The sequence below is a fragment of the Okibacterium endophyticum genome (assembly GCF_054780075.1).
Genome location: NZ_BAAGXA010000006.1, coordinates 85,003 through 102,491 on the forward strand (window position 1 = coordinate 85,003; position 17,489 = coordinate 102,491).

Sequence of the window (17,489 nt, forward strand, 5' to 3'; positions counted from 1 at the left end):
CTCGATAACGCTGGTCCGGCTGATCAGCCGATGACGTTGACGTCGAGGGGGATACCGGGGCCGAAGGTCGTCGACACGGCGCCCTTCTGGATGTAGCGGCCCTTCGAGCTCGACGGCTTGAGCCGCACAACCTCATCGAGCGCGGTCTTGATGTTCTCGCTCAACTGGTCGACGGTGAAGCCCGCCTTGCCGACGACGAAGTGCACGTTCGAGTGCTTGTCGACACGGAACTCGATCTTTCCGCCCTTGATGTCGGAGACGGCTTTGGCGACGTCGGGCGTCACGGTGCCCGTCTTCGGGTTCGGCATAAGGCCACGGGGTCCGAGAACCTTGCCGAGGCGACCGACCTTGCCCATAAGCTCGGGAGTCGACACCGCGGAGTCGAACGAGGTGTAACCCTCTGCCACCTTGGCGATGAGCTCGTCGCCGCCGACCTCGTCTGCGCCCGCCGCGATTGCCGCCTCCGCTGCCGGACCGGTTGCGAAAACAATGACGCGGGCGGTCTTGCCTGTGCCGTGAGGAAGAATCACCGTGCCACGGACCATCTGGTCCGCCTTGCGGGGATCGACGCCGAGCTTCAGCGCAACCTCAACCGTCGAGTTGAACTTCGCCGAACCGGTCTCTTTCGCAAGAGCAACGGCTTCGTCAGGGGTGTAGTACTTTCCAGCCTCGAGCTTCTCGGCTGCGGCCCGGTAGGCCTTTGATTTCTGTGCCATGTGATTTCTCCAATGAGAGTGTGGTCATCTGCGCCTGGCCGGCGCTGCCACGTGTGTTGATCGAGCTTGTCACCCGGTGATCGAGCCTGCGGTGCCCTGAGCAGGCCCGCCAGGGCCGTGTCGAAGGGTCGAGATCCCGGTGGTCGAGCCGAACGGGTGCTCGAGCCCGTCGAGACCCGGATGCTTCGATGTGTTCTGTTGTGCGACCAGAGCCTCTGTGAGCTCTGCGCTCTCGGTGATTGAGCAGGACGCCCGCGACCGGACATCCGGCTGACGGCCGAGCATACGCTCAATCTCGAGGAGCAAACGCTTCGCGTTTGCTACTCGACAGTGATTCCCATGCTGCGGGCCGTTCCTGCGATGATCTTCGACGCTGCGTCGACATCGTTCGCGTTGAGGTCGGCCATCTTCGCTTCGGCGATCTCGCGGACCTGGTCGCGGCTCAGCTTGCCCACCTTCACGGTGTGGGGGGTGCCGGACCCGGACTTGACTCCCGCCGCCTTCTTGATGAGCTCCGCTGCCGGCGGGGTCTTCAGGATGAACGTGAACGAACGGTCCTCATAAACGGTGATCTCAACCGGGATCACGTTGCCGCGCTGCGACTCGGTGGCCGCGTTGTACGCCTTGCAGAACTCCATGATGTTCACGCCGTGCTGACCAAGCGCCGGGCCGATGGGCGGGGCGGGGTTGGCGGCGCCGGCCTGGATCTGAAGTTTGATCAGACCTGTGACCTTCTTCTTCGGTGCCATGTTTTTTCCTTCTTATTGGGGTTCGAGCATCCGTTTTTGTGACGACGGGCTGCTCTCCCGCGTGCCCGGACGGGCAGCGGTGGTAGAGAAAATCTAGAGTTTGGTGACCTGGTCGAAGCTGAGCTCGACGGGCGTCTCACGCTCGAAGAGCGAGACGAGCACGGTGAGCTTGCCGCTCTCCGGCTTGATCTCGCTGATCGTGCCGGGCAGGCCTGCGAACGAGCCTTCCTTGATCGTGATGGTCTCGCCGATCTCGAAGTCGACCTCTGCGGGCAGTGCGCGTGATGCCGCCGGCGCGCCCTTGGCTGCGCCGCCCTTCGCCTGAACGGGCTCTTTCACCTCGACGAGGCTCTTCAGCATGTTGAAGGCCTCTTCGAAACGAAGCGGGGTCGGGTTGTGCGCGTTGCCGACGAAGCCGGTGACACCGGGGGTATGGCGAACAACCGACCACGAGTCTTCGTTGAGGTCCATACGAACGAGCACGTACCCGGGAATGCGAACACGGGTGACCATCTTGCGCTGGCCGTTCTTGATCTCGACGACATCTTCCATCGGGACTTCGACCTGGTAGATGAAGTCCGCGACGTCGAGTGAGCCCTTGCGCTGCTCGATGTTCGCCTTCACCTTGCGCTCGAACCCGGCGTACGAGTGGATCACGTACCACTTGCCGGGCAGGCTGCGCAGTTCCGCGCGGAATGCGTCGTACGGGTCGACCTCTGACTCCTCGTCAGGGTTCTCCTCATCGTCTTCGTCTTCGATGGCCTCTGCGGCCGCCTCGGCTTCGCTCGTCTCGTCGATTTCGAGAGCGTCGTCGACAACGGCGTCTGCCTCGGGATCCGGAGCCTCGGCCATCGCGTCGAGCATGGCATCGAGATCGATTGTGTTGCCCTTGTCGTCGACGACGTGCATCGACTCGTGCTCAGCGGCCGACGACGCCTGCTCGTCTGCGGCGTCGACGTTGCCCTCTTGAGCTTCGTCAACCTCACTCGACTGCTCGGCTGCCGGCGCCCAGTCGACGTCGTCTCGGTTTCTCTCAGACACCTGATTCCATTCCTTGCCCGGCAATCGCGTTGTCGATCACCGCACGTTCTTGTGTTGCCGTATGCGTTGGCGGTTATCAGCTGATCGGCGCGCCGAAGACGAACGTCACCAGCCAGGCGAACACCCAGTCCAAGCCGTACACGATCGCCATCATGATCAACACGAACACGAGCACAACGCCCGTGTAGGTGAACAGCTCTTTTCGAGTCGGCGTGACGACCTTCCGCAGCTCGTTCATGACCTGCCTGATGAACAGGATGATCCCCGCGAAGGGTCCCCGCTTCTCAGCACGCGCCTTCTTGGCTGCGGCGACGACTTCCTCGCTCGGAGTGTCGATAGCTTTTCGGGCCAACTTGTTACACCTTTCGTGTGCCGATGCTGTTGCACCGACGCGCAGGGCGGACAGGACTCGAACCTGCAACCTGCGGTTTTGGAGACCGCTGCTCTACCAATTGAGCCACCGCCCTTCGAGTGGGGCTTCACCCACTCTAGGCGTGAAATCTGCACAGTTCCACTGCGCGTGCACGATCGGGAGAACCAGAAAATGGGCGCAGAGAAGCTTGGCAGATTTCAACTACCACGACCCAGTGTAAACGACTCTGGTCCCGCAGTAAAACCGAGTGCGCGCACTGCATGCCACAGCACGAATACGCGCCGGTTTCGGGGCTCTGCGGCTCCACCCTCACCCCCGACATCCGACTTGCGGCCTTCTGCTGCTCTGCCGCCATCTCGGGCAACACATCTCCGCAACTCGGGTGTGTGGCCAGTCCGCAGCTCGGTTGCGTGGCGAGCGAACTCATGAGCTCGGCGATCGGGGCGCTGTGGATAACTCTGATGCACTCCGGCGAGACTTGCCAGGCTCGAGGCCATGATGTTCCGCCGCCCTCTGCCATCGGTTGACGACCACTTCACCGTCGCGCGAGCGCTCGAACTGGGGGCAACTCCCGCGCAGCTACGCAATCCCGGTCTCTTCAGGCCGTTTCACGGCATCCGTTCGTTTGCCGACCCGAATGGCCTACTCGACCAGGCTCACGCACTTCGGCTGCGTCTGAGGCCGTGGATGGTGTTCAGCCATTCAACGGCGGCCGGGCTCCTCGGCATACCGCTGCCGACCCGCGCCGCGGCCATTCCCCTGCACGTCACGTCGGCGAAACCGCACAGGGCCATGGACGCAACAGGCGTTGTCGGCCACCAGTCGTCGTTCGCCGTCACAGACGTCGAGCATCTCGACGGGCTGCCGCTCACGTCGCCCGCGCGAACGTGGTGCGACCTCTCGGCATCACTTGACCTGGGCAGCCTCGTTGCTGCAGGCGATCATCTGCTGCATCGAAAGCACCCGTTGGCCACGCCTGCACAACTCCTCGACGCGGTGGAGCGGCATCCGACGCGGCGAGGTATGCGGCGGGCACTGACCGCGCTCCCCCTGCTCACCGATCGCTCCGACTCACCACCCGAATCGCGACTGCGCGTGCACATCGTGCTGAGCCCGCTGCCCGATCCCCTGCCGAATCTCGAGTACACCATCAGGCGCACGGGCAGAAAGGTACGCTTCGATCTGGCCTTTCCCGTGTACAAGGTCGCGCTCGAGTACCAGGGCGACCACCACCGGTCCGACGTGCGGCAGTGGCGGAGTGACATCGCGCGCAAGAACGACGTCACCGACGAGGGGTGGAGTGTTATCGAGTTCACCGCAGACGACCTGCGCGACGTGCCCGCGCTGTTGCGGCGAGTGGAACAGCGACTTCGGTCGCGTGGTTGGCGCCCATAGACAGGACGGGACGGGTCCGCGCGGATGCGTCGCCGCGGCATCCGCTCACCGGTTGCGGAGAACTGCGGCCTGTGCCGTCGCCGGACAGCGTTTCTCCGCACGTCATCTTTGAGACATCAGCCAGCTGCGGAGAACTGCGGCCCAGATGGCGCGGGAACAGCAGACTTCCGCAAGTCGTAGCGCGTGGGCGCGTGAGCGCGTGAGCGCGTGGGCCTACCGGGGCGCGTGGGCCTCGAGAAAGCGATACACCTCGGCCTCGTCGACTCCGGGGAACGTGCCCGTCGGCAGGGCGGCGAGCAGACTGGTCGGGGTGCGCGCCGCCGGCCAGGAGTGATGCGCCCAGGTGTCGGCGAGCTCGCGCGGCGGGTTCTTGCAACACGACTCATCGGGACACGACGACCGCGAGCGGTTCACGGTCTCACGACCGCGGAACCACTTCACGTGGTCGAACGGAACACCGAGGGTCACGGAGTAGTCACCCTCCTTCGCCTTCTCGATGCGCGAGGTGCACCAGTAGGTTCCGTTCGGGTTGTCCGTGTACTGGTACCAGGGGCTGAAGCGGTCCTCGGCGGCGAACACGGTGAACGCCGTCCATTTGCGGCAGACGTTTGTTCCCTCGACGGCACCGAGGGCATCCGTCGGGTGGATGACCCCGTCGTTCGAGTAGGCCTTGACGATCGTTCCCGACTCGTGCACCTTCGTGAAGTGAACGGGGATGCCGAGCCTCGCCGTGGCGAGGTTGGTGAAGCGATGCGCGGCCGTTTCGTACGACACCGCGAAGGCGTCGCGCAGGTCTTCGAGTGAGATGCGCCGAAAGTTCTTCGCCTCGGTGAGAAACCGAACGGCCTCGCGCTGCGGCAGCAGTATGGCCGCCGTGAGATAGTTGGTCTCGACGCGCTGGCGCAGAAAGTCCGCATAGCTCGTGGGCTCGGTGTGGCCGAGAACGTGACTGGCGAGCGCCTGCACCACCGGCGATCGCGAGTCACGGGATGCCGACTGCTGGGTGGGAAGGTAGATGCGCCCGTTCCTGTGGTCGGCCACCGAGCGGGTGGAATGCGGGAGATCACCGACGTAGTGCAGCGAGAATCCCAGGTGGCCGGCCATGTCGCCGACCAGCTGCTGCGACACCGGCCCCCCGCCGTGCCCGACGGCCGTGAGCAGCTCGGCCGCCTGCTGCTCGAGCTCGGCGAAGTAGTTGTCTCTGGCCCGCATCTCTGCACGCAACTGGGCGTTCGCGCGACGGGCCTCCTCGGGGGTCGCCGCACGCTCTCGGTGCAGCCTCTCGACCTCTTGATGCAGGGCGAGGATCGTGCGCAGGGTGTCGTCGCTGTGCGACCGGGACACACGGAACGGTGAAATGCCGAGCGAGCTGAAGACCGGCCCGCGTTGCGCACGCTCGACAGCGATCTCGAGGGCCGACCGCTCACTCGGTGCCTCTTCTTGGAGAAGATCGTCGGTTGTTGTGCCGAGTGCTGCCGCGATCCGGCGCAGCATCGACAGGCTCGGCTCGCGCTTTCCATTCTCGATCGTCGAAACCTGCGAGGCGGCGCGCTCGATCGCCGCACCCAGCTGTTCAAGCGTCATTCCGCGGCGCACACGGCGCTCACGAATCCGATGTCCCAGGGTCAGTGCGTCGACTGAACGTTCGTCGTTCGAGGTTGGGGCCTCAGCGGCTGTGCTGGTCATGCTCAACATGCTGCCATTCGCCACTCCTTCTGGCAAACAGAAGAAAGAACGAATTTCTGTCTACAAATCCTCTCCACAACGCTTTGTGGTCCCACAAGATCGACTCAAGCGCCACAGATCGGCATCCGACGCAACGCCGATCGGAATCGCACCGACCAGACAGACAAGAGGAGACACCGATGAGCACACAGCCCCTTCGCGCAGGAGACCAGACTCAGACCGCCGAGGAACTCGCCGCCGAGTGGCGCGACGACCCGCGATGGGACGGCATCCGTCGTGACTACAGCGCAGAGGACGTTATAGCGCTCCGCGGCAGTGTGCGTGAAGAGCCGACCCTCGCTCGCCGTGGCGCCGAGAACCTCTGGAACCTCATCCACACCGAGGAGTGGGTGGCCGCATTGGGTGCTCTCACCGGCAACCAGGCCGTTCAGCAGGTGCGCGCGGGTCTCAAGGCCATCTATCTCTCGGGCTGGCAGGTCGCCGCAGACGCCAACCTCGCCGGCCAGACATACCCCGACCAGTCTCTCTATCCGGCCAACTCGGTGCCGCAGGTGGTGCGCCGCATCAACAACGCGCTGCTGCGCGCCGACCAGATCGAGTTCGCAGAGACGAGCGCTGAGCACAGGTCCTCCGAGCAGGCGAGCGCCGCTTCTCGTGAAGGGATCGACTGGCTCGCACCGATCGTGGCGGATGCCGAGGCCGGCTTCGGCGGCCCGCTCAACGCCTATGAGCTGATGACGTCGATGATCCAGGCGGGTGCTGCTGGCGTTCACTGGGAGGATCAGCTTGCGAGCGAGAAGAAGTGCGGCCACATGGGCGGCAAGGTCCTCGTGCCGACGAGCCAGCACATCCGCACCCTCAATGCGGCCCGTCTCGCGGCGGACGTCGCCGGTGTGCCGAGCGTGATCATCGCCCGCACGGACGCCCTCGCGGCGACGCTCATCACAAGCGACCACGACGAGCGCGACAGCCGGTTCATCGTGGGCGACCGCACCGCAGAGGGCTTCTACAACGTTCAGAACGGCATCGAGCCGGTGCTCGCCCGTGGCCTCGCCTACGCCGAGTACGCAGACCTGCTCTGGGTCGAATCCGCCGAACCGGACCTCGAACTCGCCCGCCGGTTCGCCGAGCACATCCACAAGGTCTTCCCGGGCAAAAAACTCGCCTACAACTGCTCGCCGTCGTTCAACTGGAAATCCCACCTCGACGACGCACAGATCGCGAGCTTCCAGAAGGAGCTCGCCGCCATGGGCTACGCCTTCCAGTTCATCACCCTTGCAGGCTTCCACGCGCTGAACCACTCGATGTTCACACTCGCCCAGGACTACAAGAACCGCGCCATGAGCGCATACGTCGAGCTGCAAGAGGCCGAATTCGCCTCTGAGGCGTCCGGCTACACCGCCACCAGACACCAACGCGAGGTGGGAACGGGTTACTTCGACAGGATCGCGACAGCGCTCAACCCGACGAGCTCCACCCTCGCCCTCGTCGGCTCGACCGAAGAAGACCAGTTCCACTGATCACGTCTCACACCGTAAGGACACGACAATGAACACCCTCACCGCCGGGCAATCGCCGGCACCTTCGACCACCGAACGAGCACAGCCATCGACGCGCCAGGCATCGGCGCACCAGGAGCCCGCACGAGGTCCGCGCATCGACGTCATCGGCCGCCGGCACGAACGCTTCGATGAGATTCTGACGCCAGAAGCACTCGAGTTCATCACCCGCCTGCACAAACGCTTCGCGGGGCGCCGTCACGAACGCCTCGCCGATCGGATGCGGCGTCGCTACGAGATCGGCAACGGACGCGACCCGAAGTTTCGCGACGACACCGCCGACATCCGTGCGGATGCCTCGTGGCGCGTCGCCGGCCCCGGTCCCGGCCTGGAAGACCGCCGAGTCGAGATCACCGGTCCCACGGATCCCAAGATGACCATCAATGCGCTGAACTCGGGCGCGAAGGTGTGGCTCGCCGACCAGGAGGACGCCATCAGCCCCACCTGGAGAAACGTCATCGGCGGGCAGATCTCGCTCTTCGACGCGATCCGTCGCCAGATCGACTTCACAAACGCGCAGGGCAAGGAGTACCGCCTCACCACCGGCAAGACCCCGACCATCGTGATGCGCCCGCGCGGCTGGCACCTGGTCGAGAAGCACATGGCGTTCACCGACGCGGGCGGGCAGACGATGCCGGCATCGGGCAGTCTCGTTGACTTCGGGCTGTATTTCTTTCACAATGCCGCGCAGCTGATCGAGCAGGGCGCCGGGCCGTATTTCTACATCGCGAAGCTCGAATCGGCGGACGAAGCCCGTCTCTGGGACGACGTCTTCACCTTCGCGGAGAAGGACAGGGGGATCCCTCACGGCACCATCCGTGCGACCGTGCTGATCGAGACGCTCCCCGCGGCGTTCGAGATGGAGGAGATCCTCTACGAACTGCGTGACCACTGCGCCGGGCTCAACGCCGGGCGCTGGGACTACATCTTCTCGATCATCAAGAACTACCGAGGCCGCGGCGCGCGTTTTGTGCTCCCCGACCGCAGCGAGGTCACCATGACCGTGCCCTTTATGCGGGCATACACCGAGCTGCTCGTGAAGACCTGCCACAAGCGGGGCGCCCATGCGATCGGGGGTATGTCCGCGTTCATCCCGAACAGCCGCGACCCCGAGGTCACCGCGAAGGCCATCGAGAAGGTGGCCGCAGACAAGCGCAGAGAGGCCAGAGACGGCTTCGATGGAACCTGGGTGGCGCACCCTGGTCTCATCGATGCGGCCAGGAGCGAATTCGACGCGGTGCTCGGCGACCGGCCGAACCAGGTCGACCGCCAGCGCGACGACGTCGAGGTGACGGCATCCGATCTGCTCAACGTGCACATCGGCAGGCCGGTGACCGACGACGGGCTGCGCGACAACGTGAGCGTCGCCGTGCGTTACCTCGAGGCCTGGCTGCGCGGGATCGGGGCGGTCGCCATCGACAACCTGATGGAAGACGCCGCGACGGCAGAGATCAGCCGGTCTCAGATCTGGCAGTGGATCCACCAGGACGTCTGCACGAGCGACGGCGAGCCCATCACCGTCGAACGGGTCGACAAGATCCTGTCCGAGCTGCTCGCCGCGCTGCCGCGGACGGACGGCAATCGGTATGACGATGCCGCGGAGGTGTTCCGCGAGGTCGCGCTGCGTGAGGAGTTCCCCACCTTCCTGACCGTTGGAGCCTATTCGCGGTTCCTCGTCGAGCACGAGTGATCTCGGGCGCCGGGGGTGACGCCGATTCCGGCGGAATCCCCGGCGCTCCGTTTATGCTCGGAGGGTGAGCCCAAAACATCGCCTGTCCCAGAAGATCTCCGCCATCGCCGAGTCCGCGACCCTCAAGGTCGATTCCAAGGCCAAGGCGCTGCAGGCCGACGGCCGTCCCGTGATCAGCTTCGCGGCCGGTGAGCCCGACTTCGCGACACCCCGGCACGTCATCGATGCCGCTGTCGCCGCCGCGACAGAGGCGCGAAACCATCGCTACACGCCCGCGGCTGGGCTTCCGGACCTGCGCGAGGCGATCGCCGCGAAGACGGCGCGCGATTCGCGCCTCGAGGTGCCGACGAGCCGAATCGTCGTCACCAACGGCGGCAAACAGTCCGTCTATGAGGCGTTCCAGGTGCTGCTCAACCCGGGCGACGAGGTCATCGTGCCCACACCGTTCTGGACGACCTACCCAGAGACCATCGCTCTCGCAGACGGCACGCCTGTCGAGGTGTTCGCCGGTGCCGAGAGCGACTACAAGGTGACTGTGGAGCAGCTCGAGGCGGCTCGAACCGAGCGATCGAAGGTGCTGCTCTTCGTGTCGCCCTCGAACCCGACGGGAGCCGTCTACACCCGGGACGAGACCCGCGCGATCGGCGAATGGGCGCTCGAGCACGGCATCTGGGTGATCTCGGACGAGATCTATCAGAACCTCGTCTACACCCCGAACGCCTCTGGTGCATACACGGCGACGTCGATCGTGGATGTCGTTCCGGAGCTTGCCGAGCAGACGCTGCTTGTGAACGGCGTCGCAAAGACCTACGCGATGACCGGGTGGCGTGTGGGCTGGACTGTTGGCCCCGCCGACGCCGTCAAGGCGATCGGCAACCTGCAGTCGCACCTCTCCGGCAACGTGAACAACGTCGCGCAGCGTGCCGCGCTCGCCGCGCTCAGCGGGCCCCAAGACGAGGCGGAACACATGCGCCAGGCCTTCGACAGGCGACGCGAGACGATTGCGCGTGAACTCAACCGCATTGAAGGGGTCGAGGTTCCGACACCGCAGGGGGCGTTCTACGTCTATGCGGATGTCTCGGGCCTGCTCGATCGGGACTGGAACGGCGTGACGCCCCGCACGTCGCTCGAACTCGCCGATATGATCCTCGATCGCGCTGAGGTCGCCGCGGTGCCGGGTGAGGCCTTCGGCCCGTCTGGCTATCTGCGATTCAGCTACGCGCTGGGAGACGACGCACTGCTCGAGGGTGTGCAGCGACTGCAGCAGCTGTTCGCGGGCTGACTCACCCCGCGCCCCGCGCCCCGCGCGCCCCGCGCGCCGCGCGCCCCGCGCGCCGCGCGCCGCGCGCATCGGCGCACACCGCCACACGCTACACCGTTTGTGACGCGCTACCCGAAATAGGGTGGCGCGTCACAAACGGTGTAGCGCGGGTCGTGATGACCATTCGCCGGAACCACGATCACGCGTCGATGACCACGTCGGCGAGCAGGTCCTCGAACATCCCCTCAGCATCCTCGACCTCACTGTCGAGACAGCTCAGACCGATCGAGAGATATGCGTCGTGCGCCACGAACACCCTGGTGGCCATCAACCAGAACGCGTCTTCGCCCTCGTCGGTCACGAAGTCGATCCTGCTGAGCATCATCTCGACCTCATCACCGGCACTGCTCTCGACGCCGACCACGTCACCGGATTCCGACGTTGACGACGGGTCGTCTTCCGTCAGGGTCTCGAGGTCGTCTTCGACAGCGGCTTCGGTCGCAGGCAGGTCGCCTTCGGGATCGTCCGCGGGGCCCGCGGCGGCATCCGTCTGGTTGTACACGTCGACGAAACAGCCGGTTTCGGTGTTCTCCCATTCCTGAAGGTCTTCGTCGTCTGTGACCTGGTCCCATTCCGCGGGCAGGGAGACGACCAGCCGCGGGTCTGCGTCGAACTCCGCATGCTGGTCGAGTGCGAAGCCGGCCGGTGTCGGCGACGGCGTGGCATCCGGCGTCTCAGACGTCGAGTCGCTCGGGGTCGGCAGCGGCGCTGCCGTCTGTCCGAGATTGGCGATCACCAGAGCCACCACCACGATAACGGCGACGAGGATGAGCACCCCGCCGCCGATGAGCCACCACGCCCAGCCCGGCATACCTCGTCGATTCGGAGGTTCGGGCGGACCGGGCGGTCGGCCGCCATACGGTTGGCCTCGGTAAGGCTGCTGCCCCGGCTGAGGCTGCCAGGCCGGAGGCGGAGGATACTGCTGAGACGGCTGCTGCTGTGAGGGATGCTGGGCACCCTGTTGTTGTGGCGGATGCTGGGGACCCTGTTGTTGTGGCGCAGGAGCCTGAGCGCCAGGGTACGGCTGGTTGGGTGGCTGCCAGCCGGCGCCCGCTGGCTGCTGGGGGCCAGGATGTTGAGGTGTCTGACCGGGATACGGAGCCTGGTTCCCGCCGGGGACCTGCTGCCCTGGATACGGTTGCCGACCCTGAGACGAAGGAGGCGGCGGTTGCTGGCCCGGTGGCCACTGTTGACCATACGGCGGTTGCTGCCCGGGAGGCTGCCGCGCCTGTTGTGCCGGAGGCTGCTGACCGGGATGCTGCTGATTCGCCGGCGGGGCCTGGGGCGGGTGCCGGGGCTGCTGGTCACCCCGATGCGACAGCGGACCGGGTGGCATGTCTGGCACGACCGGCTGCTGCGGCGTCTCCGGTGACGGGGCGTACGGCACTGGCTCCTCGGGCGCGGGCGGGCGCGGTTCCTCTGGTCGCGGCGGCGTCGGCTCCGAAGGCGCGGGCGGCGCGGGCTCCGAGGGGTGGCCGGGTGCCGGTTCCTGGCCCGGCTGCGGATCGGGTTGCTCGGGTATGCCGGGAGCAGGCGGCTGCTGCGGCCCGCCGGGAGGTGTGGGGTCGCCCGGGGGTGTGGGAGCGTCTGGGGGACCGGTCATCGAATGGCCTGCGGGGTTCTGACCACGGTGTCTCTCAGGAGGCTGTGCGCCTGTGGGCGGCCGGGGAGGCTGATCGGACATGGGGTCCTCTCTCTTGCACGGACTTGCACTGACTTGCACCGAGCCGTTGCGCTCTCCCGCCAGCATTGCACGCGTCCGCCGATTAGTCACCCCCGCACGTGCTGCGTCACGCGAGAGGCATCCCCCGCCCGCTGACACGGGCCGGCACCGGCCGTCGCCCTACAGCTCCACACCCACGAGCACAGGTTCTGGCTGCAGCACAACACCGAACTCTGCAGACACCCGCGACTGCACAAAACGAGCGAGCGCGGCGATGTCGTCTGCAGTCGCCCCTCCGGCGTTGGTCAGCGCGAGTGTGTGCTTCGTCGACACCCGGGCTCTCCCGCCGGGGAGCGCGAACCCGCGGCGGACGCCTGCACGCTCGATGAGCCAGGCGGCGCTGAGCTTCACGCGGCTCTCGACAGGCTGCGCAGCCGGGAGGTTGCCCTCATAGCGCTCGAGCGGAATCACGATCTCGCGATCGTCGTCGGCCTCGTCGACGGGCCAGCGCGGCGCGTCAGCCGGAAGAGTGCGCGCGAAAGACTCGCTGACGATCGGATTCGTGAAGAACGACCCCGCGCTCCACGTGTCCCTGTCGTCGGCGTCGAGCACCATCCCCTTCGACGCGCGCAGGGCAAGCACCGTCTTGCGCACCTGGGCGACAGACATCCGCTCGCCCAGGTCGACGCCGAGAGCGAAAGCGAGCTGGTCGTAGGCGATCGGCGCGCTCGTTCCGTGTGCGTCGACGAGTTCGATCTCGACAGCCACCACAACGCCGTCTCGTTCGGGCTCCGCCCCGCCGTGCCGCTTGAGCGCCGAGGTGCGGTAGCCGAGCGCGAGGTCTGCCGGCGGCACACGGAGCACCTCACCCCGTTCGCGGTCGAGCAGCCACACGGCGGCGAGGCTCGAGACGAGCTCCTGCCCATATGCACCGATGTTCTGAATGGGCGCAGCGCCGACAGAGCCCGGGATGCCGCTCAACGCCTCGATCCCACACCATCCGTTCGCGACGGTGTGCGCGACGAGGTCGTCCCAGCTCTCGCCGGCCTCGACGATCAGGCGCACACGCGAGCCGTCACGAGATGTGAACCGCTGGATGCCCGTCGTCCGGACCCTGACGAGCGGGCCCTGATATCCGTCATCGCTGACGAGCAGGTTCGATCCACCTCCGACGACGAGCGGTTCCTGACCCGAGCCCCAGAGGCTGAGCACCGTGTCGACGAGCTCGTCTCGCGTCGACGGAGTGACGACCTGCTCGGCCGGGCCTCCGACGCGAAAGGTCGTGAACTGAGCCAGGGTGCGCGCCGTCATACCGCTAGTGACACCCGTACCTGGGCTTTTCCGAGAACCGTCTCGCCGTTGAATGTCACCGTCAGGTCGATCCGGGCCGACTCGCCCTCGGTGTCGAGAGCGCCCACCTTCGCGCTGACAGAGACCATCGCTCCCTCGACCGCGTCGACGACGACCGGCCGGGTGAATCGCACCTGATAGTCGACCACACGTGCCGGGTCGCCCGCCCACTCGACGACCGGCTGCACGGCCAGGCCCATGGTCAGCATCCCGTGCGCGAGCACACCGGGCAGGCCCGCGGACGCCGCCACGTCGTCGCGGTAGTGAATCGGGTTGAAATCACCCGATGCGCCCGCGTACCTCACAAGAGAATCCCGCGTGAGCGGATACTCGGCCCCTGCGATGACGTCACCGACGGTGAGACCGCCGATCCGGGGTGCGCTGATCTGCGGTGTGTTCATTCGTCTCCCCTGACCACGAGCGTCGACACGGCGGTGACGACATGCTCGCCGTGCGCGTCGACGATCGTCGACTCGGCCGTGACCATGGCATGCGCTCCGAGCGTCTTCACACCGGTCACTCTCAGGGTGGCGGTGAGCTCGTCTCCCGCCACGATCGGACGCGTATAGCTGAAGCGCTGGTCGCCGTGCACAACGCGGGCGAAGTCGATGCCGGAGTCGGGCTCGGCGAGCAGCTGCTGAAGCGTCTGCTCCTGCACGACGACGGCGAAGGTCGGCGGAGCGACGACGTCGGCATGACCGGCGGCGCGTGCTGCCGAGGGATCGTGGTTGACGGGGCTCGTCGCGAAGACCGCGCGCGCGAACTCGCGCACTTTCTCGCGGCCCACCAGATAGGGCGACACGGGCTCGAACGTTCGGTTCTGCAGGTCGGGATTCACAGGCACGCGACCAGCCTACCCATGCAGCGTGCCCTACCGCCCCGGGGTGGCGACGACCTCGAGCTCTTCGCCGTTCACGCTCAGCACACGCCAGGCATCCTGCTCGCGCACAACCGTCGAGATCGCGCCGTTCAGGATCTGATCGAAGTCGCGCCCGGCGAGGTGCTGCAGGGTGTAGCGGATGAGGGTGCCATGGCACACGACGATGGTGTTCGAATCGGCGTAGTCGTCTGCGATCTGTGCGAGCGCGCGCGTGCCGCGGCCCACCACCTGGTCGAGGGGCTCGAGGCCGGGGAACCGTTTGTCCGGCCACCGCTCGGCGATGTCTTCGGCTGTCGCGCCCTCAGCGTCACCGTATGAGCGCTCGACGAGCAGGTCATAGCTCCGGCCGAGCTCGACGCCGAGCCCCGATGCGATGATGCTCGCGGTCTCGCGGGCGCGCGACAGCGGTGAGCTCACGATGGTGCCCCACTTCTGCGAGGCGAGCAGGCCGACGGCATCTCGTGCCTGCTGCCTGCCGGTCTCGTTGAGGGGAATGTCTGTCGCACCCTGCATTCTGCGGTCGCGATTCCAGTCTGTCTGTCCGTGGCGGATGAGGGCGAGGGGCATAACACTCACTTTCAGGTCGCGGGCTTCAAGTCTGCAGCATCAAACTGAACGAATCGGCAAGAGCGACGAAAAGAGGGGCGTCATCCCCGGTGACGAACGATGTCGACGATCATTCGCAGCGCGATGATCGCGACGAAGACGGCGAAGAGCACGTTCGCGAGGAACGGATCGATGTTGGCGGCGACGACCGCTCCGAGCGCCGTCGTCGTACACGCGAACAGTCCGATCACGGCGGCGGCGGGAAGGTCGACGATGCGACGCCTGGTGTTGCCGATCGTGCCGGACAGTGCGGTGGGAACCATCATGGCGATGGACGTGCCCTTCGCGATGAGGTCGCTCGATCCGAAGAGCAGAATGAGCATCGGCACAACGACGACTCCCCCGCCGATGCCGAGCAGGCCGGAGAGGATGCCGGTCACAAGGCCGAGAGTGACGATCCCGGCGATGACCAGCGGTGTGAGTCCTATCGATGCCTCCCGTGAGGGAACCACCAGGAACAGCGAGACGATCACGGCGCACATGAACACAACGAACGCCCACTGCAGAACGGGACGAGACACACGGCTGAGCAGATGGCTGCCGATCTGCGCACCGACGATCGAGCCGGCCGCGAGCAGTCCGGCGGCGACCCAGTCCACGGCACCTGGAATCGCGTAGCTCAGCACCCCGACGAGCGACGACGGAACGATGGCGGCAAGCGATGTGCCCGCGGCGATGCGCGGCTCCATCCTGAGAAGCAGCACGAGCGCCGGCACGATCATCACCCCGCCGCCGACGCCGAAGAGCCCAGACATAAAGCCGGCGAGAAGCCCGATGAGAATCAGCCACAGCCAGGCGCCGCGCGTGCGTTGTTCTGGCATCCGTCCCCTTCGCCTGTCGAGTGACCTCAAGACACTATCACCGGCCGCCACGCGCCTCGCGGGGCCGCGGTGGCCTCAACTCGAAGCGCGTATGCTCGCGACGTACTTCTGGACCCGTTCGAAGAGCTCCGCGTCATACGGCCCCCAATCTGGCCGGGGAGTCTCGGGACCCGCGTACGGCTCGTCGGCGTAGTGGCGCTGGTACTCGGCGAGCTTGGTCTCCAACTCGGATCTGATCTGCGCGTACGCGGGGTCGTCGGCGACGTTGCGCACCTCAGCCGGGTCGTTCTGCAGATCGTAGAGCTCCCACTCCGGCTCGAAGAGCGTGTCCGATGCGCCCGGCACCCCCAGGCCGGCACCGTAGTAGTAGATGAGTTTGTGGGTCGCGGTGCGGATCCCGTAGTGAGCGGGAGCGGCATGGATGGGATCGTTATGCTCCCAGTACCTGTAATACGCGGCATCCGGCCAGTCGTCGACGTCCTCTCCCCGCAGCAGCGGACGGAAGCTCCTCCCCTGCGACGTCGGCAATGCGGCATCCGCCTCGATGCCGCACACGTCGAGGAAGGTCGCGGCGAAGTCGACGTTCGTGATGATCGCCTCGCACCGCGAGCCGGGCTCGATCTCGGCCGGCCAGCGGATGAGCATCGGCATCTGCAGCGACTGATCGAACATCAGCCGCTTGTCGAACCAGCCGTGATCGCCGAGGAAGAACCCCTGGTCGGAGGTGTACACAACAAGTGTGTTCTCGGCGAGACCGTTCGCCTCGAGGCGGTCGAGCAGACGGCCGACGTTGTCGTCGATCGACTGGATGCACTGGAGATAGTCGCGCATGTAGATCTGGTACTTCCAGCGCATGCGCGCCTCACGGTTCTCGGGGCCGCGCAGGTGCTCAGGAACCTCGGTCTTCAAGTCGTCGGCGCCCATGTCGTCGGCGATGGTCATGCGCACACCACGGACCGCTCTGCTGCGGGTCTGGTAGTCGTCGAAAAACGTCTCGGGCTCGGGAATATCGCCGTCTGCGTAGAGGTGCTTGTGCTTCTCGTCCGGAATCCACGGGCGATGAGGAGCCTTGTGGTGAACCATCATGCAGAACGGCTCGTCCTCGGCGAGGGTGTCGAGCCAGTCGATGGAGAGGTCCGTCACGATATCGGTGGCGTACCCGGTCACCGTCGCCCGACCGTTCTCGTCGATCATCTCGGGGTCGACGTAGTCCCCCTGTCCCGGAAAGATCTTCCAGGTGTCGAACCCGCGCGGCAGTGACGCGCCGTGTTCGCCCAGGTGCCACTTTCCGAACAGGGCGGTGCGGTAGCCGTTGTCGTGGAGGACGTCGACGAAGGTCGGGACCCGGTAGTCCAGCTCCGTCCAGATCGAGGACACTCCGTTGACGTGGCTGTACGTGCCGGTCAGGATCGACGCACGCGACGGGCTGCAGATCGAGTTTGTGCAGAACACCGCGTCCATACGCATTCCGCTCTCGGCGATTCGGTCGAGGTGCGGGGTCGTGTTGACGCGGCTGCCGTACGCGGAGATCGCCTGGGCGGCATGGTCATCCGACATGATGAAGATGAGATTGGGGCGTGCCATGTGGTGTCCTTCGGTGCCGCGATGCGGCGTGTGGGCTGGTGAACGTTGCGCCGCC

17 protein-coding genes and 1 tRNA gene are annotated in these 17,489 nt (G+C 65.9%); 4 read left to right on the forward strand and 14 right to left on the reverse strand.

All coding sequences use genetic code 11. The annotated features are described in order from the left end of the window. Window positions 1–23: 23 nt before the first annotated feature. The 6 genes from rplA to ACYVF5_RS09005 all read right to left on the reverse strand — a co-directional run bounded on the left by rplA (window position 24) and on the right by ACYVF5_RS09005 (window position 2,973). Complete coding sequence (gene rplA, locus ACYVF5_RS08980; protein WP_460945489.1) at window positions 24–716, reverse strand: 50S ribosomal protein L1; 693 nt, start codon at window positions 714–716, stop codon at window positions 24–26. A gap of 69 nt (window positions 717–785) precedes the next feature. Continuing rightward, window positions 786–1,022 (reverse strand): hypothetical protein, encoded by a 237-nt coding sequence (locus tag ACYVF5_RS08985; protein ID WP_460945491.1) that lies wholly within the window; start codon window positions 1,020–1,022, stop codon window positions 786–788. A 14-nt stretch (window positions 1,023–1,036) separates the two neighbouring features. Continuing rightward, window positions 1,037–1,465: a 50S ribosomal protein L11 gene (rplK, locus tag ACYVF5_RS08990; RefSeq protein ID WP_460945493.1), complete on the reverse strand. Its 429-nt coding sequence runs from the start codon at window positions 1,463–1,465 to the stop codon at window positions 1,037–1,039. A gap of 93 nt (window positions 1,466–1,558) precedes the next feature. Then, window positions 1,559–2,506, reverse strand: a complete 948-nt coding sequence (nusG, locus tag ACYVF5_RS08995; protein ID WP_460945496.1) for a transcription termination/antitermination protein NusG — start codon at window positions 2,504–2,506, stop codon at window positions 1,559–1,561. A 76-nt stretch (window positions 2,507–2,582) separates the two neighbouring features. Next, window positions 2,583–2,858, reverse strand: a complete 276-nt coding sequence (gene secE / locus ACYVF5_RS09000) for a preprotein translocase subunit SecE (protein WP_460945498.1) — start codon at window positions 2,856–2,858, stop codon at window positions 2,583–2,585. 42 nt (window positions 2,859–2,900) lie between these two features. Continuing rightward, window positions 2,901–2,973: transfer RNA gene (locus tag ACYVF5_RS09005), tRNA-Trp, on the reverse strand. 401 nt (window positions 2,974–3,374) lie between these two features. Between ACYVF5_RS09005 and ACYVF5_RS09010 the strand changes: the two genes are divergently transcribed. After that, window positions 3,375–4,274, forward strand: a complete 900-nt coding sequence (locus ACYVF5_RS09010) for a hypothetical protein (RefSeq protein WP_460945500.1) — start codon at window positions 3,375–3,377, stop codon at window positions 4,272–4,274. Between the two features lie 213 nt (window positions 4,275–4,487). Here the strand turns inward: ACYVF5_RS09010 and ACYVF5_RS09015 are convergent, their stop codons facing one another. Then, window positions 4,488–5,960: a helix-turn-helix domain-containing protein gene (locus ACYVF5_RS09015; protein ID WP_460945502.1), complete on the reverse strand. Its 1,473-nt coding sequence runs from the start codon at window positions 5,958–5,960 to the stop codon at window positions 4,488–4,490. 179 nt (window positions 5,961–6,139) lie between these two features. Here ACYVF5_RS09015 and aceA point away from each other — a divergent pair, with 179 nt between their 5' ends. The 3 genes from aceA to ACYVF5_RS09030 all read left to right on the forward strand — a co-directional run bounded on the left by aceA (window position 6,140) and on the right by ACYVF5_RS09030 (window position 10,491). Then, entirely contained in the window at window positions 6,140–7,480 is a 1,341-nt protein-coding gene (gene aceA, locus ACYVF5_RS09020) for an isocitrate lyase (RefSeq protein WP_460945504.1), read from the forward strand. 28 nt (window positions 7,481–7,508) lie between these two features. Further along, the gene (gene aceB / locus ACYVF5_RS09025) at window positions 7,509–9,209 is read left to right on the forward strand and encodes a malate synthase A (RefSeq protein ID WP_460945506.1); all 1,701 of its coding nucleotides are present in this window, start codon (window positions 7,509–7,511) and stop codon (window positions 9,207–9,209) included. Between the two features lie 64 nt (window positions 9,210–9,273). Beyond that, window positions 9,274–10,491, forward strand: a complete 1,218-nt coding sequence (locus ACYVF5_RS09030; RefSeq protein WP_460945508.1) for a pyridoxal phosphate-dependent aminotransferase — start codon at window positions 9,274–9,276, stop codon at window positions 10,489–10,491. A 178-nt stretch (window positions 10,492–10,669) separates the two neighbouring features. Here ACYVF5_RS09030 and ACYVF5_RS09035 read toward each other — a convergent pair whose 3' ends face one another. The 7 genes from ACYVF5_RS09035 to ACYVF5_RS09065 form a co-directional block, all read right to left on the reverse strand. Continuing rightward, window positions 10,670–11,341, reverse strand: a complete 672-nt coding sequence (locus ACYVF5_RS09035; protein ID WP_460945510.1) for a hypothetical protein — start codon at window positions 11,339–11,341, stop codon at window positions 10,670–10,672. Window positions 11,342–12,373: 1,032 nt separating this feature from the next. Continuing rightward, window positions 12,374–13,504, reverse strand: coding sequence for a UDP-N-acetylmuramate dehydrogenase (locus ACYVF5_RS09040; protein WP_460945512.1), 1,131 nt, complete (start codon window positions 13,502–13,504; stop codon window positions 12,374–12,376). After that, the gene (locus ACYVF5_RS09045) at window positions 13,501–13,944 is read right to left on the reverse strand and encodes a MaoC family dehydratase (protein ID WP_460945514.1); all 444 of its coding nucleotides are present in this window, start codon (window positions 13,942–13,944) and stop codon (window positions 13,501–13,503) included. The genes ACYVF5_RS09040 and ACYVF5_RS09045 overlap by 4 nt, the downstream gene beginning before the upstream one ends. Further along, window positions 13,941–14,387: an FAS1-like dehydratase domain-containing protein gene (locus ACYVF5_RS09050; RefSeq protein WP_460945516.1), complete on the reverse strand. Its 447-nt coding sequence runs from the start codon at window positions 14,385–14,387 to the stop codon at window positions 13,941–13,943. Before ACYVF5_RS09050 ends, ACYVF5_RS09045 begins: the two co-directional genes overlap by 4 nt. 27 nt (window positions 14,388–14,414) lie before the next feature. Then, entirely contained in the window at window positions 14,415–14,990 is a 576-nt protein-coding gene (locus tag ACYVF5_RS09055; protein WP_460945518.1) for a histidine phosphatase family protein, read from the reverse strand. Between the two features lie 80 nt (window positions 14,991–15,070). Then, complete coding sequence (locus tag ACYVF5_RS09060) at window positions 15,071–15,850, reverse strand: sulfite exporter TauE/SafE family protein (protein ID WP_460945520.1); 780 nt, start codon at window positions 15,848–15,850, stop codon at window positions 15,071–15,073. 75 nt (window positions 15,851–15,925) lie between these two features. Further along, window positions 15,926–17,434: a sulfatase family protein gene (locus ACYVF5_RS09065; protein ID WP_460945522.1), complete on the reverse strand. Its 1,509-nt coding sequence runs from the start codon at window positions 17,432–17,434 to the stop codon at window positions 15,926–15,928. Window positions 17,435–17,489: the final 55 nt, after the last annotated feature.